At 57.9% G+C, this 23,998-nt stretch carries 26 protein-coding genes; 15 read left to right on the forward strand and 11 right to left on the reverse strand.

Features of this window, described 5'->3' with window-relative positions; translation table 11 throughout:
- Window positions 1–259: 259 nt before the first annotated feature.
- The 6 genes from cytR to rraA all read left to right on the forward strand — a co-directional run bounded on the left by cytR (window position 260) and on the right by rraA (window position 5,798).
- On the forward strand, window positions 260–1,288 hold the full coding sequence (gene cytR, locus JK232_RS19760) for a DNA-binding transcriptional regulator CytR (protein WP_072931602.1): 1,029 nt from the start codon (window positions 260–262) through the stop codon (window positions 1,286–1,288).
- A gap of 65 nt (window positions 1,289–1,353) precedes the next feature.
- On the forward strand, window positions 1,354–2,205 hold the full coding sequence (ftsN, locus tag JK232_RS19765) for a cell division protein FtsN (RefSeq protein WP_072931600.1): 852 nt from the start codon (window positions 1,354–1,356) through the stop codon (window positions 2,203–2,205).
- 99 nt (window positions 2,206–2,304) lie between these two features.
- Window positions 2,305–2,835 carry an ATP-dependent protease subunit HslV gene (gene hslV / locus JK232_RS19770; protein WP_072931598.1) on the forward strand — a complete coding sequence of 177 codons (531 nt, stop codon included), beginning with the start codon at window positions 2,305–2,307 and terminating at the stop codon, window positions 2,833–2,835.
- Between the two features lie 24 nt (window positions 2,836–2,859).
- Window positions 2,860–4,203, forward strand: coding sequence for an HslU--HslV peptidase ATPase subunit (gene hslU, locus JK232_RS19775; RefSeq protein ID WP_072931597.1), 1,344 nt, complete (start codon window positions 2,860–2,862; stop codon window positions 4,201–4,203).
- Window positions 4,204–4,288: 85 nt separating this feature from the next.
- A complete protein-coding gene (locus tag JK232_RS19780; protein ID WP_072931595.1) occupies window positions 4,289–5,212 on the forward strand; it encodes a 1,4-dihydroxy-2-naphthoate polyprenyltransferase in 924 nt (307 codons plus the stop codon).
- A 100-nt stretch (window positions 5,213–5,312) separates the two neighbouring features.
- Window positions 5,313–5,798 carry a ribonuclease E activity regulator RraA gene (gene rraA / locus JK232_RS19785; protein ID WP_072931593.1) on the forward strand — a complete coding sequence of 162 codons (486 nt, stop codon included), beginning with the start codon at window positions 5,313–5,315 and terminating at the stop codon, window positions 5,796–5,798.
- 103 nt (window positions 5,799–5,901) lie between these two features.
- Here the strand turns inward: rraA and zapB are convergent, their stop codons facing one another.
- Window positions 5,902–6,141, reverse strand: coding sequence for a septal ring assembly protein ZapB (gene zapB, locus JK232_RS19790; protein WP_072931591.1), 240 nt, complete (start codon window positions 6,139–6,141; stop codon window positions 5,902–5,904).
- A gap of 546 nt (window positions 6,142–6,687) precedes the next feature.
- Between zapB and JK232_RS19795 the strand changes: the two genes are divergently transcribed.
- From JK232_RS19795 to glpX, 3 genes are all read left to right on the forward strand, one after another.
- A complete protein-coding gene (locus JK232_RS19795; RefSeq protein ID WP_072931589.1) occupies window positions 6,688–7,539 on the forward strand; it encodes an MIP/aquaporin family protein in 852 nt (283 codons plus the stop codon).
- A gap of 39 nt (window positions 7,540–7,578) precedes the next feature.
- Window positions 7,579–9,093, forward strand: coding sequence for a glycerol kinase GlpK (gene glpK, locus JK232_RS19800; protein WP_101829032.1), 1,515 nt, complete (start codon window positions 7,579–7,581; stop codon window positions 9,091–9,093).
- A gap of 113 nt (window positions 9,094–9,206) precedes the next feature.
- Entirely contained in the window at window positions 9,207–10,217 is a 1,011-nt protein-coding gene (gene glpX, locus JK232_RS19805; RefSeq protein WP_101835278.1) for a class II fructose-bisphosphatase, read from the forward strand.
- A 29-nt stretch (window positions 10,218–10,246) separates the two neighbouring features.
- On the opposite strand, the gene emrD is transcribed toward glpX, so the two are convergent.
- The gene (emrD, locus tag JK232_RS19810) at window positions 10,247–11,431 is read right to left on the reverse strand and encodes a multidrug efflux MFS transporter EmrD (RefSeq protein WP_072931583.1); all 1,185 of its coding nucleotides are present in this window, start codon (window positions 11,429–11,431) and stop codon (window positions 10,247–10,249) included.
- A 292-nt stretch (window positions 11,432–11,723) separates the two neighbouring features.
- Here emrD and fpr point away from each other — a divergent pair, with 292 nt between their 5' ends.
- Window positions 11,724–12,470 carry a ferredoxin--NADP(+) reductase gene (gene fpr, locus JK232_RS19815; RefSeq protein ID WP_212589613.1) on the forward strand — a complete coding sequence of 249 codons (747 nt, stop codon included), beginning with the start codon at window positions 11,724–11,726 and terminating at the stop codon, window positions 12,468–12,470.
- A gap of 18 nt (window positions 12,471–12,488) precedes the next feature.
- Here fpr and JK232_RS19820 read toward each other — a convergent pair whose 3' ends face one another.
- The gene (locus JK232_RS19820) at window positions 12,489–12,911 is read right to left on the reverse strand and encodes a DUF805 domain-containing protein (protein WP_101829035.1); all 423 of its coding nucleotides are present in this window, start codon (window positions 12,909–12,911) and stop codon (window positions 12,489–12,491) included.
- Between the two features lie 137 nt (window positions 12,912–13,048).
- Between JK232_RS19820 and JK232_RS19825 the strand changes: the two genes are divergently transcribed.
- Window positions 13,049–13,654 carry a DUF1454 family protein gene (locus JK232_RS19825; RefSeq protein ID WP_165698481.1) on the forward strand — a complete coding sequence of 202 codons (606 nt, stop codon included), beginning with the start codon at window positions 13,049–13,051 and terminating at the stop codon, window positions 13,652–13,654.
- Window positions 13,655–13,781: 127 nt separating this feature from the next.
- Complete coding sequence (tpiA, locus tag JK232_RS19830; RefSeq protein ID WP_072931577.1) at window positions 13,782–14,549, forward strand: triose-phosphate isomerase; 768 nt, start codon at window positions 13,782–13,784, stop codon at window positions 14,547–14,549.
- Window positions 14,550–14,652: 103 nt separating this feature from the next.
- Here the strand turns inward: tpiA and JK232_RS19835 are convergent, their stop codons facing one another.
- From JK232_RS19835 to cpxP, 3 genes are all read right to left on the reverse strand, one after another.
- Window positions 14,653–15,642 carry a sulfate ABC transporter substrate-binding protein gene (locus tag JK232_RS19835; protein WP_072931575.1) on the reverse strand — a complete coding sequence of 330 codons (990 nt, stop codon included), beginning with the start codon at window positions 15,640–15,642 and terminating at the stop codon, window positions 14,653–14,655.
- 168 nt (window positions 15,643–15,810) lie between these two features.
- On the reverse strand, window positions 15,811–16,773 hold the full coding sequence (gene pfkA / locus JK232_RS19840) for a 6-phosphofructokinase (RefSeq protein WP_072931573.1): 963 nt from the start codon (window positions 16,771–16,773) through the stop codon (window positions 15,811–15,813).
- Between the two features lie 599 nt (window positions 16,774–17,372).
- Window positions 17,373–17,903, reverse strand: a complete 531-nt coding sequence (gene cpxP / locus JK232_RS19845; protein WP_072931571.1) for a cell-envelope stress modulator CpxP — start codon at window positions 17,901–17,903, stop codon at window positions 17,373–17,375.
- 150 nt (window positions 17,904–18,053) lie between these two features.
- Here cpxP and cpxR point away from each other — a divergent pair, with 150 nt between their 5' ends.
- The 3 genes from cpxR to trmL are packed head-to-tail and all read left to right on the forward strand — an operon-like array spanning window position 18,054 to window position 20,631.
- On the forward strand, window positions 18,054–18,752 hold the full coding sequence (gene cpxR, locus JK232_RS19850) for an envelope stress response regulator transcription factor CpxR (protein WP_072931569.1): 699 nt from the start codon (window positions 18,054–18,056) through the stop codon (window positions 18,750–18,752).
- On the forward strand, window positions 18,749–20,119 hold the full coding sequence (gene cpxA / locus JK232_RS19855; RefSeq protein ID WP_072931567.1) for an envelope stress sensor histidine kinase CpxA: 1,371 nt from the start codon (window positions 18,749–18,751) through the stop codon (window positions 20,117–20,119). Before cpxR ends, cpxA begins: the two co-directional genes overlap by 4 nt.
- A 38-nt stretch (window positions 20,120–20,157) precedes the next feature.
- Window positions 20,158–20,631 carry a tRNA (uridine(34)/cytosine(34)/5-carboxymethylaminomethyluridine(34)-2'-O)-methyltransferase TrmL gene (trmL, locus tag JK232_RS19860; RefSeq protein ID WP_212589614.1) on the forward strand — a complete coding sequence of 158 codons (474 nt, stop codon included), beginning with the start codon at window positions 20,158–20,160 and terminating at the stop codon, window positions 20,629–20,631.
- A 69-nt stretch (window positions 20,632–20,700) separates the two neighbouring features.
- Here the strand turns inward: trmL and cysE are convergent, their stop codons facing one another.
- The 5 genes from cysE to JK232_RS19885 all read right to left on the reverse strand — a co-directional run bounded on the left by cysE (window position 20,701) and on the right by JK232_RS19885 (window position 23,851).
- Window positions 20,701–21,516 (reverse strand): serine O-acetyltransferase, encoded by an 816-nt coding sequence (gene cysE / locus JK232_RS19865; RefSeq protein WP_072931563.1) that lies wholly within the window; start codon window positions 21,514–21,516, stop codon window positions 20,701–20,703.
- 77 nt (window positions 21,517–21,593) lie between these two features.
- A complete protein-coding gene (gene gpsA, locus JK232_RS19870; protein ID WP_072931561.1) occupies window positions 21,594–22,613 on the reverse strand; it encodes an NAD(P)H-dependent glycerol-3-phosphate dehydrogenase in 1,020 nt (339 codons plus the stop codon).
- On the reverse strand, window positions 22,613–23,083 hold the full coding sequence (gene secB, locus JK232_RS19875; RefSeq protein ID WP_072931559.1) for a protein-export chaperone SecB: 471 nt from the start codon (window positions 23,081–23,083) through the stop codon (window positions 22,613–22,615). Before secB ends, gpsA begins: the two co-directional genes overlap by 1 nt.
- 59 nt (window positions 23,084–23,142) lie before the next feature.
- The gene (grxC, locus tag JK232_RS19880) at window positions 23,143–23,391 is read right to left on the reverse strand and encodes a glutaredoxin 3 (protein WP_072931557.1); all 249 of its coding nucleotides are present in this window, start codon (window positions 23,389–23,391) and stop codon (window positions 23,143–23,145) included.
- Between the two features lie 28 nt (window positions 23,392–23,419).
- Window positions 23,420–23,851 (reverse strand): rhodanese-like domain-containing protein, encoded by a 432-nt coding sequence (locus tag JK232_RS19885; protein WP_072931555.1) that lies wholly within the window; start codon window positions 23,849–23,851, stop codon window positions 23,420–23,422.
- Window positions 23,852–23,998: the final 147 nt, after the last annotated feature.

The following is a 23,998-nucleotide window of genomic DNA, read 5'->3' on the forward strand; positions in this document are numbered from 1 at the left end:
AAAGCCACCCTCGGGTGCCGGAGTTGCGCAGCACATCGAAAAAGTCTTCACTGCTCACACTTTTCATGCAAATTAGGTAACAAATCCTAACCACAATCTGTTTAGAATGTGGTTAGGTATGCACCCAAAACAGATACGCTGTCAGCCTCAGGGAACCAGGCATGTATGACAAAATGACACGTTGCCTGCCGTCAGTGGCTCAGCATCATGATTTTCCAGGTAGTGGCACCGGCCTGCCGCCTGTGCAAGGAGAGACGCGTTGGAATTAAAAAAAGAAATACCGATGGCGACCATGAAGGATGTTGCCGAGATGGCCGGGGTATCCACCGCCACTGTGTCGCGCGCCCTCATGAACCCCGAAAAAGTCTCCGCCCCAACCCGGCAAAAGGTTGAACAGGCGGTGCTGGCTGTCGGCTATTCTCCCCATGCCCTCTCCCGCAACATCAAACGCAGCGAATCCCGTACCATTCTGGTGATCGTCCCGGACATCAGCGACCCGTTCTTTGCCGATGTGATCCAGGGCGTTGAGCGCACCGCCGCGGAAAACGGCTACCTGGTGCTGATTGGTGACTGCGCCCAGCAACAGCAGGAAGAGCGTACCTTTATCAACCTGATTATCACCAAGCAGATTGACGGGATGCTGCTGCTCGGCTCGAACCTGCCGTTCGATGCCAGCAAAGAGGAGCAGCGCAACCTGCCGCCGATGGTCATGGCCAATGAGTTCGCGCCGGAGCTGGAGCTGCCGACCGTGCACATTGACAACCTGACCGCGGCCTTCGAAGCGGTACATTACCTGCACCGCCTCGGGCACCAGCGCATCGCCTGCATTGCCGGGCCGGAAAAAATGCCGCTGTGCCATTACCGGCTGCAGGGCTATATTCAGGCGCTGCGCCGCAATAACCTGCCGGTGGAGAGCCACTATATTGTGCGCGGGGACTTCAGCTACGAAGCCGGGGCGCAGGCGCTGGGCACGCTGATGTCGTTGCCGAAACCGCCGACCGCCATCTTCTGCCACAACGACATCATGGCGATGGGCGCGCTCTCCCAGGCGAAAAAACTGGGCCTGCGCGTGCCTTATGATGTGTCGCTGGTCGGCTTTGATGACATCAAACTCTGCCAGTACAGTGACCCGCCGATGACCACCGTCGCCCAGCCGCGGTTCCAGCTTGGCCGCCAGGCGATGCTGCTATTACTTGAACAGTTGCAGGGTCATGCGGTACAAAGCGGCTCACGGCTGCTCGAGAGTGAATTGGTGGTACGCGGCAGCACCGCAGCGCCTAAGCGCTAGTCAAACTTTTTAGGGTTCAGTAACATGACCGACTTCATTCTTCATCACGACACAGCGAAACGATAGTGGCACAGAGAGACTATGTAAGCCGTGGGCGCGCAGGAGCGCGGCGGAAAGCCCCCGGCCGGAAGAAAAAAAGCAGTTCTCCGGGTATCTCCAAAACGATGGTGGCACTGGCTGTCGCGGTTCTGGTGACATTTATCGGTGGCCTCTATTTCATCACGCACAATAAGTCAGAGGATGCGGAACCGCTGCTGCCGGCGCACCCTGCCCATCCGGGCAATGGGTTGCCGCCGAAGCCGGAGGAGCGCTGGCGTTACATCAAAGAGCTGGAAAACCGGCAGATAGGCGTGCAGACCCCGACGGAACCGACCGCCGGCGGTGAAGTGAAATCGCAGACGGAACTGACGCCGGAGCAGCGCCAGTTGCTGGAGCAGATGCAGGCCGACATGCGCCAGCAGCCGACGCAGCTCTCTGAAGTGCCGTATAACGATCCGTCACAGAGCACGCATACGCCGGCCACCACCCGGATGCCGCCGGTGACCAGCAGCCTGCCGCGCGAGCAGCCGGTACAGCCGCAGCCGCCGAAAACCGTGCCGCGGACCCAAACCACGCCATCGCAGCCTGCCGCGCCGGTCACGGCAGTGCAGCCGAAGGCGGAGAAACCGAAAGAAAAAGAGAAAGAGAAGCCCCAGCGCTGGATGGTGCAGTGCGGCTCCTTCCGCACCGGCGACCAGGCGGAGTCTATCCGTGCGCAGCTGGCCTTTGAGGGCATCGAAAGCCGCATCACCGCCAATGGCGGCTGGAACCGCGTGGTGCTTGGGCCTTACAGCTCCCGCGCCGCGGCAGATAAGTCTTTACAGCGCCTGCGCGGCGTCGGTATGTCCGGCTGCATTCCCCTTGCAGCCGGGGGTTGAAAAGCCACAATCCTCCCCCATCTCTATTCTCAATATGCCCCGGCCCGGTGTTGATGCCCCGGTCCGGGGGCCTTTTCTGACTGCAACGAGGGTTTGCTCGTGACAACAATTGTAAGTGTGCGCCGTAATGGCCAGGTCGTAATTGGTGGCGATGGCCAGGCAACCCTGGGAAATACCGTTATGAAGGGCAACGTGCGTAAAGTACGCCGTCTCTACAATGACAAAGTGATTGCCGGTTTTGCCGGCGGCACGGCCGACGCCTTCACCCTGTTTGAACTGTTTGAGCGCAAACTTGAAATGCACCAGGGCCATCTGGTCAAAGCGGCCGTGGAGCTGGCGAAAGACTGGCGTACCGACCGGATGCTGCGCCGCCTGGAAGCGCTGCTGGCGGTGGCTGACGAGAACGCGTCGCTGATCATCACCGGTAACGGTGACGTTATCCAGCCTGAAAATGATTTGATTGCCATTGGTTCCGGCGGCCCTTACGCCCAATCAGCGGCGCGCGCCCTGCTGGAAAACACTGAGCTGGGCGCCCGTGACATCGTGGAAAAATCCCTGGGTATTGCAGGCGATATCTGCATCTACACCAACCAATTCCATACTATTGAAGAACTGCCTTCTAAAGCGTAAGGACCGAATACTATGCCGTCTACTATGACCCAACGGTCTGAAATGACCCCGCGCGAGATTGTCAGCGAGCTGGACAGCTACATCATCGGCCAGGACAAAGCGAAGCGTGCCGTTGCCATTGCCCTGCGTAACCGCTGGCGCCGGATGCAGCTCGATGAAGCGCTGCGCCATGAAGTGACCCCAAAAAACATTCTGATGATCGGCCCGACCGGTGTGGGTAAAACCGAAATTGCCCGCCGCTTGGCGAAACTGGCGAACGCGCCGTTCATCAAGGTAGAAGCCACCAAGTTCACCGAAGTGGGCTATGTGGGTAAAGAAGTCGATTCCATCATCCGCGATCTGACGGATGCCGCCGTGAAAATGGTGCGCCTGCAATCGATCGACAAAAACCGCCACCGCGCGGAAGAAATGGCAGAAGACCGCATCCTGGATGTGCTGGTACCGCCGGCGAAAAACAACTGGGGCGTGCCGGATGAAAACCAGGAGCCGTCCGCTGCGCGTCAGGCATTCCGCAAGAAACTGCGTGAAGGCCAGCTTGACGACAAAGAGATCGAAATCGATCTGGCGGCGGCCCCGATGGGCGTTGAAATCATGGCGCCTCCGGGCATGGAAGAGATGACCAACCAGCTGCAGTCCATGTTCCAGAACCTGGCAGGGCAGAAGCAGAAACCGCGCAAAATCAAGATCAAAGAAGCGTTCAAGCTGTTGATCGAAGAGGAAGCGGCGAAACTGGTTAACCCGGAAGAGCTGAAAGAGCAGGCGATCGAAGCCGTTGAGCAGCACGGTATTGTGTTTATCGATGAGATCGACAAAATCTGTAAGCGCGGCGGCCAGGGCTCCGGCCCGGATGTCTCCCGCGAAGGCGTACAGCGTGACCTGCTGCCGCTGGTGGAAGGCTGCACCGTTTCTACCAAGCACGGCATGGTGAAAACTGACCACATCCTGTTCATCGCGTCCGGTGCCTTCCAGACGGCGAGCCCGGCTGACCTGATCCCGGAATTGCAGGGCCGCCTGCCAATCCGTGTGGAACTTCAGGCGCTGTCGACCAGCGATTTCGAACGCATCCTGACCGAGCCAAGTGCCTCGCTGACTGAGCAGTATAAAGCGCTGATGGCGACAGAAGGCGTGACGGTCTCCTTTACCGAAGACGGCATCCGCCGTATCGCAGAAGCAGCCTGGCAGGTGAACGAAACCACCGAAAACATCGGTGCCCGCCGCCTGCACACCGTGCTTGAGCGTCTGATGGAAGACATCTCTTATGACGCCAGCGAGAAAAGCGGTGAAACGTTCGCAATTGATGCGGACTACGTCGGGAAACACCTGGATCAGCTGGTGGCCGATGAAGATTTGAGCCGTTTTATCCTGTAATTCGCGTCCATAATCCCATACTATTTGCAGGGAGGCTTCGGCCTCCCTGTTTTTTTATGGCATTCCCCCCGGACAAAAGCGAATCATGAGCGAACAATGTTATACCTCGCCAGGCCGTGCCTGGCTGGAAAGCCTGCGGCCGCGCACCCTGCCGCTGGCTTTCGCCTCTATCGTGGCAGGCTCGGCGATAGCCGCCTGGCACCACAGTTTCCACCCGGTTATTGCCCTGCTGGCACTGCTGACCGCCGGCCTGCTGCAAATTCTGTCCAATCTGGCGAATGATTACGGCGACGCGCTGAAAGGCAGTGATACGCCTGACCGCCTCGGGCCGCTGCGCGGTATGCAGAAAGGCGTGATCAGCGCCGCACAGATGAAACGGGCGCTGATCATTTCCGTGCTGCTGACGTTGCTGTCCGGCATCGGGCTTATCGCCGTGGCCTGTGACACCCCGCAGGATGTGCTGGGCTTTGTGCTGCTTGGCCTGCTGTCGATTGCCGCCGCCATCACCTATACCGTGGGGTCAAAACCTTATGGCTACCGCGGCCTGGGGGACATTTCCGTATTGACGTTTTTCGGCTGGATCAGCGTTGCCGGCACCTATTACCTGCAAACCCACCGGCTTGACGGCGTAGTGTTCCTGCCCGCGACCGCCTGTGGCCTGCTGGCGGCGGCCGTGCTCAACATCAACAACCTGCGGGACATCGACAGCGACAGCGCCAACGGCAAAAATACCCTGGCGGTACGGCTGGGCGCACGTAAAGGGCGCTACTATCACGCCATGCTGCTGGCGGGCGCGGTGCTCTGTTTTACCCTGTTTGCGCTGTTGTACTTGCACAGCCCCTGGGGCTGGCTGTTTGTGCTGGCGCTGCCGGTGTTGCTGCGCCACGGGCGGTTTGTGGTACGGGAACAGCAAGCCTCGGCGATGCGGCCGATGCTGGAGCAGATGGTTAAAGCCGCGCTGTTAACCAACGTGTTGTTTGCGCTCGGTGTGGTGCTGAGCATCAGTTAATTCATTATGGCTGAAGGCAAAGTTAACAATTGATGATTTTGCCAACATCCGCCAGAAAGGGATATACTGGATATTCCTGCATCAACCAGACGTTAATCCTATGAAATACGATACTTCCGAACTGTGCGATATTTATCACGAAGAGGTGAACGTCGTTGAGCCTCTGTTCTCCAACTTTGGCGGGCGTACCTCATTTGGCGGACAGATCACTACCGTGAAATGTTTCGAAGATAACGGCCTGCTGTATGATCTGTTAGAAGAGAATGGCCGCGGCCGGGTGCTGCTGGTTGATGGTGGGGGGTCGGTGCGCCGGGCGTTAATCAATGCCGAGCTGGCGCGAATTGCCACGCAGAACGAGTGGGAAGGGCTGGTGGTTTACGGCGCGGTACGCCAGGTGGACGATCTGGCAGAGATGGACATCGGCATCCAGGCGATGGCCGCCATCCCGGCCGGGGCTGCCGGTGAAGGCATTGGCGAAAGTGATATCCGCGTCAATTTCGGCGGGGTGACGTTCTTCTCCGGCGATCATCTCTATGCAGACAACACCGGGATTATCCTGTCGGAAGATCCGCTCGACATCGAATAAGCCGCGTCCGGGGCAAGTTCGCCGGGCAACAAAAAGGCACTCTGCGGAGTGCCTTTTTCGTTCTGACTTTACACCCTTGCGGCGTGCGCCGGGTGCGAGGGAATCAGACCTCTTCCATTTTTCCCAGCAGGGCACGCAGACGATCCTGCCATACGTGCTGCTCTTGTTTCAGCTGCTCATTCTCACGCACCAGCATTTCGTGGTGGCTGCCGGCATTCTGAACTTCCTGAGAGAGCGTGTTGTTCTTCTCTTTCAGTTCTTCAATTTCCATTTGCAACAGGGTGATGGTGTCAATCGCCTGCTGAACTTTCGCTTCTAATCTCTCAAAAACTTCAAATGACATTCTTAATTCCTCTTATGTGCGTAAGGCGTACAGCTTGTTGTGTCGTCCGCTCCAGGGGAGGCAGAGGCAGCAAAACGGCTTAGTTTTGAAAACAAGCGCCCTTTTCGAAACGCTGCGGCTGAATCAGCTCGGCGCGCCGCTTGAACAAATCCGGTTGTATTTAATAAAGTCGATTGTATGTAGCCTGTCTGCCGCTGTCTAGCCACATCCCGGCGTTAACCGGGCTGAGTGCGCCATTTTATTCCCCTCATTTGCCGGCCCGGCAAAAAAGCGTGAACCACCACGCGCAGGCGCCTGACGCGAAACGGTAAGATGACCGGTTTACAGATGCGCGATTAGCGTAAATTGGCGAGAAAATAACGCGTATTCGCTCATTTTTATGACAGACCACACACATTTTAAGTTCGCTATTTCTCGTTTTTGCTCGTTAACGATAAATTCACATTGTGTTCTCATTTCTAAAATGAGCAATTAAGTGAATTAACCTTTGTTACATCACAGCGACCAACAATAACTTATGAACCTTACCGTCTGTAGGACTTCACTATGAGCCAATTAACCAGCACTACCCTGAAAGGCCAATGCATCGCCGAATTCCTGGGAACTGGTCTTATCATTTTCTTCGGCGCCGGTTGTGTGGCGGCCATGAAACTGGCGGGTGCCAGCTTCGGACAGTGGGAAATCAGCGTCATCTGGGGCCTGGGCGTGGCCATGGCGGTGTACATGACCGCCGCCATTTCAGGTGCCCACCTCAACCCGGCAATCACCATCGCGTTATGGCTGTTCGCCTGCTTTGACGGCCGTAAAGTCGCCCCGTACATCCTGGCGCAGTTCGCCGGGGCCTTCTGTGCCGCCGCCCTGGTCTACGGCCTCTATTACAATCTGTTCTTTGTGTATGAACAAGGCCACAATATGGTCCGCGGCAGCGTGGAAAGCCTTGACCTGGCGGGAATTTTCTCGACATACCCTAACCCGCACATCTCGATTTTGCAGGCATTTATTGTGGAAACCGTTATCACCGCTATTCTGGTCTGCCTGATTATGGCCCTGACCGATGACGGCAACGGTGTGCCGCGCGGCCCACTGGCCCCGCTGCTGATTGGTTTGCTGATTGCGGTGATCGGGGGGTCTATGGGCCCGCTGACCGGCTTCGCCCTGAACCCGGCGCGTGACTTCGGCCCGAAACTGTTCGCCTTCCTGGCGGGCTGGGGCAAAGTCGCCTTTACCGGCGGGCTGAGCATCCCTTATTTCCTGGTGCCGATCTTTGGCCCACTGGTGGGGGCGTCCCTCGGTGCCTTTGGCTACCGCGCCCTGATTGGCCGCCATCTGCCGTGCGAAGTGTGCGAGACAGACGAGAAAGCCAAAGCAGCCCCTCAGCCTACACAGCGCAAAGCGTAAGCAATAACGCGTTCCCGGTTAACTTTTTGCAGGATGATTATGATGACGCCAGAAAAAAAATACATTGTCGCGCTTGATCAGGGCACAACCAGTTCCCGCGCGGTAGTTCTCGATCACGATGCCAACATTGTGGCGGTTTCCCAACGTGAATTTACCCAGATCTACCCGAAAGCGGGCTGGGTTGAGCATGACCCGATGGACATCTGGGCCTCCCAAAGCTCAACACTGGTGGAAGTGCTGGCACATGCTGACATCCGTTCTGACCAGATCGCCGCGCTCGGGATTACCAACCAGCGTGAAACCGCGATTGTCTGGGATAAAGAGAGCGGCAAACCCATCTATAACGCCATCGTCTGGCAGGACCCGCGCACCGCGGACTACTGCGAGAAACTGAAAAAAGAGGGGCTGGAAGAGTACATCCAGCACACGACCGGGCTGGTGATTAACCCCTATTTCTCCGGCACCAAGGTGAAATGGATCCTCGACCACGTGGAGGGCGCCCGTGAGCGCGCCAAGCGCGGCGAACTGCTGTTCGGTACCGTGGACACCTGGCTGGTGTGGAAAATGACGCAGGGCCGCGTGCACATCACCGACTACACCAACGCCTCACGCACCATGCTGTTCAACATCCATAAACTGGAATGGGATCAGCGGATGCTGGAGATCCTGGACATCCCGCGGGAGATGCTGCCGGAGGTGAAATCCTCGTCAGAAATTTACGGCCAGACCAACATCGGCGGGAAGGGCGGCACGCGTATTCCTATCGCGGGTATCGCCGGTGACCAGCAGGCGGCGCTGTACGGCCAGCTCTGCGTAGAACCCGGCATGGCGAAAAACACTTACGGCACCGGCTGCTTTATGCTGATGAACACCGGCACCGAAGCCGTGACCTCGACCCACGGCCTGTTGACCACCATCGCCTGCGGCCCGCGCGGCGAAGTGAACTATGCGCTGGAAGGGGCCGTGTTCATCGGCGGCGCGGCGATCCAGTGGCTGCGTGATGAGATGAAACTGATCAGCGACGCGGCGGACTCCGAGTATTTCGCCCTGAAGGTCAAAGACTCCAACGGCGTGTATATGGTGCCGGCCTTTACCGGCCTCGGTGCCCCCTACTGGGACCCGTATGCCCGCGGCGCACTTTTCGGCCTGACCCGTGGCGCAAACGCCAACCATATTATCCGCGCCACACTGGAATCGGTGGCGTACCAGACGCGTGACGTGCTGGAAGCGATGCAAAACGATGCCGGCACCCGCCTGCAAACGCTGCGCGTGGATGGCGGCGCGGTGTCTAATAACTTCCTGATGCAGTTCCAGTCTGACATTCTCGGCACCCGCGTGGAGCGCCCGGAAGTCCGTGAAGTGACGGCGCTCGGGGCGGCCTACCTGGCCGGCCTGGCGGTGGGCTTCTGGAAAGATCTGGACGAAGTGCGCGCCAAAGCAGTGGTCGAGCGTGAATTCCGCCCGAGCATTGAAACCACAGAGCGTAACTACCGTTATGCCGGTTGGAAAAAAGCGGTTGCCCGCGCCCGCTCCTGGGAAGATCACGAAGAATAACCTGCCCCTTCAGGCTCCCCTTACCGGGGAGCCTGCTCTCCTGCCCGGTTCCCTGCCCCGCTTTCCCCTGTGTTACACTTCTGCGCATCTTCCTTACCGCAGACAGGTTTGCCATGAAACGTGAATTAGCCATCGAGTTTTCCCGTGTAACCGAAGCCGCCGCACTGGCGGGCTATAAATGGCTGGGCCGGGGCGATAAAAACGCCGCTGACGGCGCGGCTGTCCATGCCATGCGCATCATGTTGAATAACGTGGATATCGATGGCCGGATTGTGATTGGCGAAGGGGAGATTGATGAAGCGCCGATGCTCTACATCGGGGAGAAAGTCGGCACCGGAAAAGGGGACGCCGTCGACATCGCGGTGGATCCGATTGAAGGCACGCGCATGACGGCGATGGGCCAATCCAACGCCCTGGCGGTGCTGGCCGTGGGCGACCACGGCACCTTCCTGCACGCACCGGACATGTACATGGAAAAACTGGTGGTCGGCCCCGGTGCACACGGCAGTATTGACCTGACGCTGCCGCTGGAACAAAACCTGCGCAACGTCGCGGCCCGGCTCAACAAACCGCTGGCTGACCTCACGGTGATCATTCTGGCCAAGCCGCGCCACGACGCCACCATCAGGCAGCTGCAACAGCTCGGGGTGAAAGTCTTTGCCATCCCTGACGGTGACGTGGCCGCGTCTATCCTGACCTGCATGCCGGAAAGCGAAGTGGATGTGATGTACGGCATCGGCGGTGCGCCGGAGGGCGTCATCTCGGCGGCGGTGATCCGCGCACTGGACGGCGACATGCAGGCCCGGCTGTTGCCGCGCCATGAAGTCAAAGGGGAGAGTGAAGAGAACCGCCGCATCGGTGAGCAGGAGCTGGCACGCTGCAAAGCGATGGGCATTGAGGCCGGTCAGGTGCTGACGCTGGAACAGATGGCGCGCAATGACAATGTGATCTTCTCCGCGACAGGCATCACCAAAGGGGATCTGCTGGACGGCATCCGCCGTCAGGGCAATATGGCGACCACCGAAACCCTGTTGATCCGCGGTAAATCCCGCACCATCCGCCGCATCACCTCCACGCACTTCCTGGATCGCAAAGACGCGGCGCTGCACCCTTACATCCTGTAGCCACCGCGTCTGGGCATCTGCGCCCGGTGTCAGGCGGTGTCACCCGCTTCCTGATGCCGGGCCGCCATCGGCCACCAGCAGAGCAGCATCAGCACCGCCGTAGCGAACATCAGCAGCCCCAGGCTGAACTGGCCGGTTTGCGGCAGCATCGCTGAGAGCCAGGCCACCAGTCCCGACCCCATATTCTGCATCCCGCCGACCAGCGCCCCGGCCGCCCCCGCCAGATAGGGGAAGGGCTCCATCGCACCGGTCGTCGCCAGGGGAAACAGCATCCCCGCGCCAAAGAAAAACAGCGCCGCCGGGATAATCAGCGTCCAGATGGTCATGATGCCGAACCACCCCGGCACCCACATCATTAACCCGGCCAGCAGGCAACTCAGCACCGCGTACCACATCAGCTGGTGAAACGAGGCACCCGCCTTACCGGCAAACCAGGCGCCGAAAAAAGCCGCCGGCAGCGGCAGGATAAACAGGATACTCACCGTCAGGCTGCTCAGCCCCAGCACGCCGCCCATCAGCACGCCGCAACTCGCTTCAAACACCGCGATCCCTGCCAGCGCGCCCATCAGAATCACCAGGTAACGGCTGAAGTTGCCGTCGGCCAGCAACGGTTTAAAGCCGCTGAACAGCGCCCGCGGTGCCTGCCCCGCCGGGCGGGTTTCCGGCAGCCCACGATACATCGCTAACGCGACTCCGCTGCACAACAGCAGCAGAAAGGCGAAACAGGCGCGCCAGCCAAACCAGCCCGCCAGTGCACCGCCGATAAGAGGTGCCAGCAGCGGGCTGACCAGAATGCCCATATTCAGCAGGCTGTTCGCCTGACGCAGCGCACTGCCGGCGTAGAGGTCACGCGGCATGGTACGCGCCATCACCCCGGCAACACCGGTGCCCATGCCTTGCACCGCCCCGGCCACAATCAGCCCGTTCAGGCCGGTAGCCAGCAGCGCCCCGGCGGCACCCAGCAGGAAAATCAGCATCCCGGTAAAGATCACCGGCCGCCGCCCCACCCGGTCTGACACCGGGCCATACACCAGTTGGGAGAGGCCATACATCATCAGGTAGGCGGCCATTACCCGCTGCACTGCGCCGGGTTTAACGGCAAAGTCCTGCGCTATCTCAGCAATGGTCGGCACATAAATGGTCTGCGCCATCTGCCCGACGGCCACCAGCAGGATCAGCATGGCCATCAGGTGAAGGTTTTCAATTTTTTTCATGGTTTTCAGGGTAGTAAATCAAGCTGGGAGGCCGGCGCGCCCGCGGCCGGGAAAGTGGGCTGTACGCTACCAAAACTGCGGCTATTGTTAAAACTTTGCAGCGATCTGGTTTCAGGCGGGCTGGCAGGCGGCCGCTCCAGCGCTGTAAAGCGCGCTGTACGCCAGCCGGCCTTTCAGCACGCCAATCCCATTTAATCGATAATTGTTCACAGAAAGATCACCTACCATCGGGGTCACAGGATGCAGCGTGCCGCAACGCGGCCACCCGATAATCAACAGGAGCACTGACACTATGGCAGAGTGGGTAACAGGAAAGGTCACGCAGGTGGAACACTGGACAGACGGCCTCTTCAGCATCCAGGTCAATGCGCCGGTCGATCCTTTCACGGCCGGGCAATTCGCTAAGCTGGCGCTGGAGATAGAGGGCGAGCGCGTTCAGCGCGCCTACTCGTATGTCAATGCGCCCAGCGATAAGAATCTGGAGTTTTATCTGGTGACGGTGCCGGAGGGCAAGCTCAGCCCACGGCTTCATGCGTTACAGCCCGGTGATGAACTGATGGTCACGAAAGAGGCCGCCGGCTTTTTTGTGCTGGATGAAGTGCCGGAATGCCGGACGCTGTGGATGCTGGCCACCGGCACCGCCATTGGCCCTTACCTCTCTATTTTGCAGGAGGGCAAAGATCTGGCGCGTTTTGACCACATCGTGCTGGTACACGCCGCCCGTTATGCGCGCGATCTCAGCTACCTGCCGCTGATGCAACAGCTTCAGCAGCAACTGAACGGCAAGCTGAAAATCCAGACGGTAGTGAGCCGCGAAACCGTCCCCGGCTCCCTGACCGGGCGTGTCCCGGCGCTGATTGAGAGCGGGGAACTGGAAGCGGCGGTCGGCCTGCCGATGGAGGCGGAAACCAGCCACGTCATGCTGTGCGGCAACCCGCAGATGGTGCGCGACACGCAGCAGGTGCTGAAAGAGAGCCGCGAGATGCGCAAACACCTGCGCCGCAAACCGGGCCACATTACCAGCGAGCATTACTGGTAACCGGCCCCGTCCGCCCGGCTATAACCGGTAACGCACCGGTTCAGCCGGCGGGCCGAAGCGGTTTTTGTCCGGCGTGCCCGGCATAAAGCCGCACTCCACCAGCATCATGGCAAAAATCACTGACGGCAGCAGGCGGCCCAGCGCCCAGGACGCCGTTGACGGCAGCATCTGCCAGTTTCCGGCTGCCAGTACCCAGGCCAGAATCAATAAAAATGCCCACCCACCGGCGCGGTTGCGATCATGCAGGCGTTTCACCAGCACCGCCGAGGTGGGCCACAGCAGGAAAACAATCAGGAACGCGGCCGACTGAATCTCCACCCAGCGCCGGTCAGCGGCCAGGAACGCCGCGCCCATCACCACTAACCACACCACCAGCCATACCCAGAAATCCCGCCGCCCCAGACGGCCGCGAAAAGAAAATCCCCATGCCTGCAATGTCATTCACGCTTCTCCTTATCCGCACTGAGCGCCAGTGTACCTCACGCCCGCTCGCCCCGGCAGCGCAGTGCGGCTTTTTTGACTTTTACCCCTGAATGCCGTTTTAATCGGACACAGATTCCCGCGATATATACGACATGATGAAAAGATCCCTGATTCCAATATTGGCCGCCCTGCTGGCCGTCAGTGCCCTGCCCCGCGCGGTGGCCGATCCGCCCGATGCCGGGCATAGCGCCCTGGGCAATGAGATGCCCAAAGCGCCTTATCTGTTGAATGGCGCCCCCACGTTTGACATGACGGTGGTGAAATTCCGTGAAACCTATAACGGCCAGAACCCCTCCCTGCCGATTAACGAGTTTCGCTCGATTCCGGACACCGAACCCCATGCCGTCCTGACGCGCGCCGCCAGCAAGATCAATGAAAATCTCTATGCGTCAACCGCGCTGGAGAAAGGCACCGGCAAAATCAAAACCATGCAGGTGACCTACCTGCCGATTCAGGGTAACGAGGAAAAAGCCGCGCGCGCCACCGCCATCAGTTATATGGCGGCGTTGATGCGTGAGTTCGAACCGGCGCTGAATGTCGAGCAGAGTACCGCCAGGGTGGCGGAACTGCTGGAAGCCGGTAAAGGCGCGCAATTTTATCAGCACCAGGTTGGTGCCATTCGCTATGTGGTGTCTGATAACGGGGAAAAGGGGCTGACGTTTGCCGTAGAACCGGTGAAACTGGCCCTTTCGGAGCCGTAAGAGCAGGGTTAACCATGACGAAAAGCAAAGCCTTTTGCAGCAATCCTCTCTATACTGGTCCGCAGGTAAATTGCCTGTAAGGCAGTCATTTTAGTCGAATCTCGTCTCTCAGCTTGGAGGATTTAACATGCGTCATCCCTTAGTAATGGGTAACTGGAAGCTTAATGGCAGTACCCATATGGTTAACGAACTGATCGCAGGCCTGCGTAACGAATTGAGCGCAGTCAACGGTTGCGGCGTAGCCATCGCACCTCCGGCACTCTATCTGGATCAGGCCCGCCACCAGCTGGCCGGCAGCCGCATTGCCCTGGGTGCCCAGGACGTAGGCGTTAACCTGTCAGGTGCATTTACCGGCGAAACTTCTGCCGAAATGCTGAAAGACATCGGCGCGCAATACATCATCATCGGCCACTCTGAGCGCCGCACCTATCACAAAGAAAGTGATGAGTTCATCGCCAAGAAATTTGGCGTGCTGAAAGACACCGGTCTGATCCCGGTGCTGTGCATCGGTGAAACCGAAGCGGAAAACGAAGCCGGCCAGACGGAAGCCGTGTGCGCCAAACAACTCGACGCCGTGCTGAACACCCTGGGCGCGAAAGCCTTCGAAAACACCGTGATTGCCTATGAACCGGTCTGGGCGATTGGTACCGGCAAATCTGCGACCCCGGCACAGGCACAGGCAGTGCACAAATTCATTCGTGACCACATTGCCAAACAGGATGCTGACGTCGCTGAGAAAGTGATCATCCAGTACGGCGGTTCCGTGAACGCCGGTAACGCGGCTGAACTCTTCACCCAGCCGGACATCGACGGCGCGCTGGTGGGCGGTGCGTCCCTGAAAGCTGACGCGTTTGCCGTGATCGTGAAAGCGGCAGCAGAAGCCAAACGCGCGTAATTTCCCTGCCGTTGGCCCATAAAAAAACCCCGCCTGGCGGGGTTTTTTATTGCGCTGGACGCAGGGTTTCTCGTCCTGAAAAACTGATATCGCCCTTAAAACATTAGCGGCGGGTGATCTGGTCAAAGATGGCACCGGTGGCGAAGTGCGTTTTCTGCGCGTCAGCCCAACTGCCGGCGACGTCATCCACAGTAAACAGCTTCAGTTTCGGGAATTCGTTGGCAAATTTTGCCGCAACTGCCGGGTCACGCGGGCGGTAGTAGTTCTGCGCGGCAATCGTCTGGCCTTCCGGGCTATAGAGATATTTCAGGTAGCCTTCCGCCACTTCGCGGGTGTTGCGGCGGTCTACAATACGGTCCACCACAGACACCGTTGGCTCCGCCAGAATGGACTCGCTCGGCGTCACGATATCAAACTTATCTTTACCCACTTCTTTCACTGCCAGCTGGGCTTCGTTCTCCCAGGCGATCAGCACGTCACCCATACCACGTTCCACAAAGGTATTGGTGGCACCGCGGGCACCGGAATCCAGCACTTCCACGTTTTTATACAACGCCTTCACGAAATCCTGTGCTTTGGCCTGGTCGTTATTGTTGTGGTGCAGTGCGTAGCCCCAGGCAGCCAGGTAGTTCCAGCGTGCGCCGCCGGAGGTTTTCGGGTTCGGGGTAATCACCGACACGCCGGGCTTCACCAAATCCGGCCAGTCGTGGATCTGTTTCGGGTTGCCTTTACGCACCAGGAAAACGATGGTGGAGGTGTACGGCGCGGAGTTATCCGGCAGGCGTTTGATCCAGGCTTTATCAATCCGGCCGCGTTCAGCGATAGCGTCCACATCATAGGCCAGCGCCAGCGTGACGACGTCTGCATCAATACCGTTGATCACAGAGGTCGCCTGCTTGCCGGAGCCGCCATGTGACTGGCGAATCGTGACATGATCGCCGGTTTTCGCTTGCCAGTATTTGGTAAACGCCTGGTTATACTCCTGGTAGAGCTCCCGCGTTGGGTCGTAAGAAACGTTAAGCAATTGAATATCTTTTGCCAAAGTGCCTGTTGCGGCCAGCATCAGTGCCAGTCCTACTCCCCATTTACGCATCGTTATGCTCTCCCGGTGTCGATCATTGCAAAGTGGTTTATGGCTTTCAGCCTGCCAGAAACCCCGGCAAGGATTAAAGAATAAAAAGATAGCGACTATGTTTTTTTGGAATAAGCATTTGAAGGCGAAAAAAAACCTCCCGGCGGGAGGTTTTTTGAAAACAGGGGATCAGTAGAGCTTTTTCGCGGTATCCAGCCAGTCAGACTTGAACGGCCGCTTCATGTTTTCGATGGCATCAATGATGTCATGGTGAACCAGCTTCTCGTTCTGAATACCGACACAACGGCCGCCGTAACCCTGGAGCAGCAACTCGATGGAGTATGCGCCCATGCGGGACGCCAGGATACGGTCGTAGGCGACCGGCGCACCGCCGCGCTGGATGTGGCCCAGCACCGTGGCGCGGGTTTCGCGCTTGGTTTCGCTCTCAATGTGGCGCGCCAGCTCGTCGATGTCACAGATGTGTTCGGTGATCGCCACAATCGCGTGTTTTTTCCCTTTGGCGATACCGGCTTTAATCTCTTCGACCAGATCGTCACGGGTAAACTCAACTTCCGGCAGGACGATGAACTCACAGCCACCGGCAATGGCCGCGGCCAGGGTCAGGTCACCACAGTAACGCCCCATCACTTCAACAATCGAGATACGCTGGTGAGAAGAGGAGGTATCGCGCAGGCGGTCAATCGCTTCGACGACCGTTTCCAGCGCGGTGAAATAGCCGATGGTGTAGTCGGTACCGGCCACATCATTGTCGATGGTGCCCGGCAGGCCGATGCACGGGAAGCCCATTTCGGTCAGGCGTTTTGCCCCCATGTAGGAGCCGTCACCGCCGATAACCACTAACGCGTCGATGCCGCGTTTTTTCATGTTTTCAATAGCTTTGGCGCGAACCGCTTCATCACGGAATTCAGGGAAACGGGCAGAACCCAGGAAGGTACCGCCGCGGTTGATCATATCGGACACGCTGTAGCGGTCCAGTTTTTCCATGCGATCTTCGTACAAGCCGAGGTAGCCGTCATAGACACCGAAAACTTCCAGCCCTTCGGTCAATGCGGCACGCACAACACCGCGGATTGCAGCATTCATACCTGGGGCGTCACCGCCACTCGTCAGTACACCAATTTTTTTGATCATGACTACCTCTGAACTTGTAGATGCAATTTCTTAAAAATGCTTATTCCGCCGATTATACGTACGCCGCGCAGTATAGAAAATGAACCGGTCTTTGGGTCAGCGATAGTATAACAAAAAGCCCTGGCTGAATTGATTCAGGTCACTCTATCGCCGGGTAATCCACTGCTTGTTGCAAGGCTGTTCAATAATCGGCATCCAAAAACGTTTCCTGGTGAAAACTGGCCTGATGTTCTTATGTCCTTGCCGTTCCTGCGTTAACGACAGGCAGGTGTCCTGGGTAATGAAGCGTGCGTGCGCGTCTGAGCCGGCACGGAATACCAACACGCTGCGGGAGGTATCATACCTTTTTCTGCCGCACATTGATGCTATAAGAATAGCACTATTCCTAACCCCGTCAGAGGGATGAAAAGAGGCCATGTTTGCACGCTTATCACCGGAAGGGTGAACCGGCCGCAGGCCGGCGGAAGCATGATACAGCGTAAAACAGTCAGGCTACCGTGATAAGTCAGAAAGAATCTGCCTGCAAAAAAGTGCAAAAAAAACCCCACCTTTCGGTGGGGAAGACAGGGATGGTGTCTATGGCAAGGAAAAACAGGGTACTACTCTTTGGTACTCAGCTTCTGGGCAGAAGTCGGTTGCAACTCGTTCATGCGCTGCGCGTTTTGCTGTTGCACTTGTTGCATCCTCTGCAATTGGTCCATACGTTGCTGGTGTTTCTGTGCCAGCACGGTTTTCTGGTCATCGGTCAACAGGTTGTACATCAGGTTACGCACCCGGGCCATTTCAACCTGGCGGGCCACTTGCTCACGGGCCATCTTTTCGGCCTGGGCCTCAACCGCAGCCTGATCAAAGTTCTTCGCCGTGATCAGCCTATGCATGGTTTCCATTTCAGCTACATTGATACGGGGCATGTCACGACGTGCCTGGTGCATCAAGTCACGCATTTGCTGGCGTTGTTCTTCCGTGAGGCTGACGCCATCAAACATTAATTCATTGTTCGCGTAGCCATGCTTCAGCATGGATTCGTTATGGTGCCAGGCAGGTTCACTGGTCGTTGTCTCAGCAGCCTGTGCCATACCCGCAGAGAGCGGCAACAAGGTGGCCAACACTAACGCAGTTACCTTTTGCATCTAAAAACTCCTGGTGCCGTTCACGATTCGTTATTCAATGTGAACCAGTGTAGGGCAGCAGCTGCAAACATGCGTCAGTGCATGTAAAACTTCGTAAAGTCATGGAATGCCAACAATTGATGACGTATTTTGCGTCTAGAGGTAAAGACAATGAATAAAATCCTTTTAGTCGATGACGACCGTGAACTCACGTCGCTTTTGAAAGAACTGCTGGATATGGAAGGGTTTGACGTCGTGGTCGCCCATGACGGTGAACAGGCCCTGGAACAGCTGGACAGCAGTATTGACCTGCTGTTGCTGGACATCATGATGCCGAAGAAAAACGGCATTGATACCCTGAAAGAGCTGCGCCAGCACCACCAGACGCCGGTGATTATGCTGACCGCCCGCGGCAGCGAGCTGGACCGCGTGCTGGGGCTGGAACTGGGCGCAGATGACTACCTGCCGAAGCCGTTTAATGACCGGGAGCTGGTTGCCCGCATCCGCGCCATCCTGCGCCGTTCACACTGGAGCGAGCAGCAGCAGAATGGGGAAAGCGGCGCGCCGACCTTACAGGTGGATTGCCTCCAACTGAACCCAGGGCGACAGGAAGCCAGCTTTGAAAATCAGGTGCTGGATCTGACCGGCACGGAATTCACGTTGCTCTATCTGCTGGCGCAGCACCTGGGCCAGGTCGTGTCACGTGAGCATCTCAGCCAGGAAGTGCTGGGCAAACGCCTGACGCCGTTTGACCGCGCAATTGATATGCACATCTCCAACCTGCGCCGCAAACTGCCTGAACGCAAAGACGGGCACCCGTGGTTCAAAACCCTGCGCGGCCGTGGCTATCTGATGGTATCCGCAACATGATCAACAGTTTAACAGCACGAATCTTCGCCATTTTCTGGTTTACCCTGGCGCTGGTGCTGATGTTAGTGTTGATGGTACCTAAACTGGACTCCCGCCAGCTGACCCCGTTGCTCGAAAGTGAGCAGCGGCAGGGGCTGATGCTGGAACAGCATGTGGAAGCCGAGCTGGCCAGCGATCCGGCCAATGACCTGATGTGGTGGCGGCGTCTGTTCCGCGCCATCGACAAATGGGCGCCGCCGGGCCAGCGCCTGTTGCTGGTCACCAGTGAAGGGCGGGTGATTGGCGCGCAGCGCAACGAGATGCAGATCGTCCGTAACTTTATCGGCCAGTCGGATAACGCCGATCGGCCGAAAAAGAAAAAATATGGCCGGGTGGAAATGGTCGGCCCGTTCTCGATCCGTGATGGTGAAGACAACTACCAGCTCTACTTAATCCGCCCTGCCAACAGCCCGCAGTCTGACTTTATCAACCTGATGTTTGACCGGCCGCTGCTGCTGCTGATCGTCACCATGTTAATCAGCTCACCGCTGCTGTTGTGGCTGGCGTGGAGCCTGGCGAAACCGGCGCGCAAGCTGAAAAACGCCGCAGATGATGTGGCGCGCGGCAACCTGAAGCAGCATCCGGAACTGGAAGCCGGGCCGCAGGAATTCCTGGCGACCGGGGCGAGTTTCAACCAGATGGTGAGCGCGCTGGAAAGAATGGTCACCGCCCAGCAACGGCTGATTTCTGACATCTCCCACGAACTGCGCACCCCGCTGACGCGCCTGCAACTGGCTACGGCCCTGATGCGCCGGCGTCATGGCGAGGGTAAAGAGCTGGAGCGTATTGAAACCGAGGCGCACCGGCTGGACAGCATGATCAACGATCTGCTGGTGCTGTCCCGCAGCCAGCATAAAAACGAGCTGGCGCGCGAACCGCTGAAGGCCAATACCCTGTGGGCGGACGTGCTGGAAAATGCGCAATTTGAGGCGGAGCAAATGGGCAAAAAGCTGGAGATCACCTCTCCGCCGGGCCCGTGGACGCTGATTGGCAACCCTTCCGCCCTGGACAGCGCGCTGGAGAATATCGTGCGCAATGCGCTGCGTTATTCCCATCATCACATTGCCGTGGCCTTTGCCTGTGACGAGGAAGGCATCACCATTACGGTGGATGATGACGGCCCCGGCGTGTCACCGGCCGATCGGGAGCAGATTTTCCGGCCGTTCTACCGCACTGATGAAGCGCGCGATCGCGAATCCGGCGGCACAGGGCTGGGCCTGGCGATTGTCGAAACCGCCGTTTCCCAGCATCGCGGCTGGGTACGGGCCGATGACAGCCCGCTCGGCGGCTTGCGCCTGATTATCTGGCTGCCGCTGCACCTGCGTTAAGTTTCTGGTATTCTGCGCCCCTCAATTCTGGGGGGCGTATGCTGAATATCGTTTTATTTGAACCTGAAATCCCACCAAATACCGGCAATATCATCCGCTTATGTGCTAATACCGGTTTTCGTTTACACCTGATTGAGCCGCTGGGCTTTCCCTGGGACGACAAACGCCTGCGTCGCGCCGGGCTGGATTACCATGAATACGCGTCGATCCAAAAACACGCCGACTACGCCCGGTTTCTGGAACAGGAGCAGCCTGAGCGGCTGTTTGCGTTGACCACCAAAGGCACACCTGCTCACAGCGCAGTGAGTTACCAGGCTGGGGATTATCTGTTGTTCGGGCCGGAAAGCCGCGGTTTGCCTGCCGACATTCTGGATGCCCTGCCCACCGGGCAGAAAATCCGCATTCCGATGCAGCCCAACAGCCGCAGCATGAACCTGTCGAATGCGGTGTCCGTGGTGGTGTATGAGGCGTGGCGCCAGCTTGATTATGCCGGGGCGCTGGTGAAATCCTGATTAGTGCAGTGACAATAAAAAAAGCAGGCCGGGCCTGCTTTTTTTGTTTCTGCCGGAACGGGGCAACGGTTAAATCCCGTCACCATAGACGAAACCGTCGCCGTTAAAGTGTTGATCCATATCGAGTGACGGTTTCTCACTCTCCGGGCGGCCCACAATACGCGCCGGCACCCCGGCCGCCGTGGTATGCGCCGGTACGGAATGCAGCACCACGGAACCGGCACCAATTTTCGCGCCGCGCCCGACTTCAATATTGCCGAGAATTTTTGCGCCCGCGCCAATCATGACGCCTTCCCGGATTTTCGGGTGACGGTCGCCGCTGGTTTTCCCGGTCCCGCCCAGGGTCACGGATTGCAGAATCGAGACATCGTTTTCCACCACCGCCGTTTCCCCGATCACAATGCCGGTTGCGTGGTCGAGCATGATGCCGCAGCCGATTCTGGCCGCCGGGTGGATGTCCACGCCAAAGGTAACGGAGATCTGGTTCTGGAAATACACCGCCAGCGCCTGGCGGTTCTGCTTCCACAGCCAGTTGCCGATGCGGTACGCCTGAAGCGCATGGAAACCTTTCAGGTAAAGCAGCGGCGTGGAGTACTTGTCTACCGCCGGGTCGCGCAGCCGGACGGCCAGAATGTCCCTGGCGGCGGAGAGGGTCATCTGCGCATCAGAGCGGTACGCCTCTTCCACCACTTCACGGATGGCGATGGCCGGCATAATCGGGCTGCCCAGCTTGTTGGCCAGAATGTAACTGAGGGCGCCGCCGAGGTTTTCATGTTTAAGCAATGTTGCATGGAAGAAACTGGCCAGCATCGGTTCACAATCAGCCAGCGCCCGTGCTTCTGATTTGATGTAATTCCAGACCTGTTCTAACTCTTCAGACGACATTGCCTTTTCCCCTCTGCCTTACGTAAAGAAGCCACGCGACCGGCTTTAGCGGCCGCGTGGCTGGATAAAATCACCGGTCAGGCGCTCTGTTTTTCGTCTTTTCTGGTGCGACCCAGTAACGTTGTGGCGGCTTCCCGTGCATCTTTATTGCAATACAACACCTGATATATCTGTTCAGTAATCGGCATTTCAACCTGATGGCGTTGCGCCAGCGCCAATACCTCTTTGGTATTGCGATAGCCTTCTACCACCTGGCCTATCTCATCCTGCGCCTGCTGAACCGTTTTCCCCTGCCCCAGCATAATACCGAAACGCCGGTTACGGGATTGGTTATCTGTGCAGGTCAGCACCAGATCGCCCAGGCCGGCCATCCCCATAAAGGTGGTCGGGTCCGCGCCCAGCGCCGAGCCGAGGCGGCTCATCTCTGCCAGACCGCGGGTAATCAGCGCGGTACGGGCGTTGGCCCCAAACCCGATGCCGTCTGACATGCCGGCACCAATCGCGATTACGTTCTTCACCGCACCGCCCAGCTGCACACCGATAAAATCGGGGTTGCTGTAAACGCGGAAGCTTTTGCCGCAGTGCAACAGCACTTGCAGGTCATCCGCGAATTGCGCGTCAGTGGAGGCGAGCGCGATAGCCGTCGGCAAACCGGCCGCCAGCTCTTTAGCAAACGTCGGGCCGGAGAGCACTGCGAGCGGCATGGCATCACCCAGTGCCTCACGCGCCACATCCTGCAACAGGCGGCCGGTTTCTGCTTCCAGCCCTTTCGTCGCCCAGACAATTCTGGCATCCGCACGCAAATGCGGTTTCAGCTGGCGCAGGACATCCCCGAACACATGGCTCGGCACCACCACCAGCACATCGCGGCTGGCCGCCAGCGCACGGGCAAGGTCGGTTTCCAGCAACAGGGAATCAGGGAAAGGCACATCGGGCAGAAAAGCCTGGTTGCAGCGGGCTTGCTGCATGGCATTGATATGGTGTGGGTTGTGGCCCCACAACACGACGTGGTGGCCATTACGCGCGAGGGTAATGGCCAGAGCGGTGCCGTACGAGCCGGCACCGATCACTGTCATTGACGCATTGACACTATCCATCAGGCATCCTGATGTGGAGCAGCACCTTCGCCTTCAGACTGCTGTTGCAGGTAGTTCATGAACAGCGCATCAAAATTGACAGGGGCCAGGTTCAGTTGCGGGAAAGTACCGCGTGACACCAGGCTGGTGATGCACTCACGCGCATACGGGAACAGGATGTTCGGGCAGTATGCACCCAGGCAATGCGCCAGTTGCGTCCCTTCGATACCGGCGATAGAGAAAATCCCGCCCTGTTGTACTTCACACAGGAATGCGGTTTCTTCGCCCAGGGAGGCGGTCACGGTGACACGCAATACCACTTCATACACGTCGTCAGCCAGTTGGCTGGAGGCGGTATCAAGATCCAGTTTAACTTCCGGCTGCCACTCCTGCTGGAAAACCTGCGGAGCGTTCGGCGCTTCGAAAGAGATATCTTTAGTGTAGATACGTTGGATCTGGAAACCCATTTCTGTGTTGTTTTGCTCTGACATGTTAGTCATACCTTTTAGTTAAACGTCCTTATTGCACCCGCGGCGAACCGCGCCCGGCCTTAGAGTAATGGGTCCAGGCCACCGCGCGCCTCAAGCGCATGTAAATCATCACAACCGCCGATGTGCCGGCCATCGATGAAAATCTGGGGAACCGTCGTGCGGCCACTGCGGGTGATCATCTCTTCACGCTTTTCCGGGTGCGCATCAATCGCGACTTCAGAAAACGCGGCACCTTTCGCATTCAGCAGCGCCTTTGCGCGATGGCAAAAAGGACAGGTTGCTTTGGTGTACATCTCGATCTTAGCCATGACTAGCCTCCGGTTTCCGTAAATGGGATTATTTGCCGCGTGCCAGCGGCAGGTTGTCGCCGCTCCAGCCCGCAATGCCTTCTTTCATGACAGACACGTGCTCAAACCCGGCGGCGCTCAGTGCTTCCGCGGAGGCACGGGCGCTGGTGCCGTTGGCGCATACCACGATAACCGGTTGCGCTTTGTGTTTCGCCAGCTCGCCAATGTTGTTGTTTTTGATATCGGCGGCAATGACGTTGATTGAATTCGCGATATGGCCTTTGCGGAAATCATCACGCGGGCGGGTATCCACCACCACGGCATCTTCTTTATTAATCAGGCGTGTGGCTTCACCACGGGTAATTTCACGAACCTTGGAAAAACGGCTCTTGAAGGTCGTTACGATCACTGCAATCAGTAATGCAACCCAGGCCAGGCTCAGTACGAGATGATCTCTAACGAATTCCATAATGTCTTGCATGGGGTGTAGCAACTCCCGTCAGTTAGGGGATAAAAATAAGGCTTCAGAGTATACCTGCGCGTTGCCTCAAATACAGCCGGTAAGCCGGCATGAGTGAAGAAACTGCGGCGCAGCACGAAAATTAGCATTGTTGCCCGGCAAAAGTTA

The organism is Nissabacter archeti (assembly GCF_018257325.1).
Classification (GTDB): domain Bacteria; phylum Pseudomonadota; class Gammaproteobacteria; order Enterobacterales; family Enterobacteriaceae; genus Chimaeribacter; species Chimaeribacter arupi.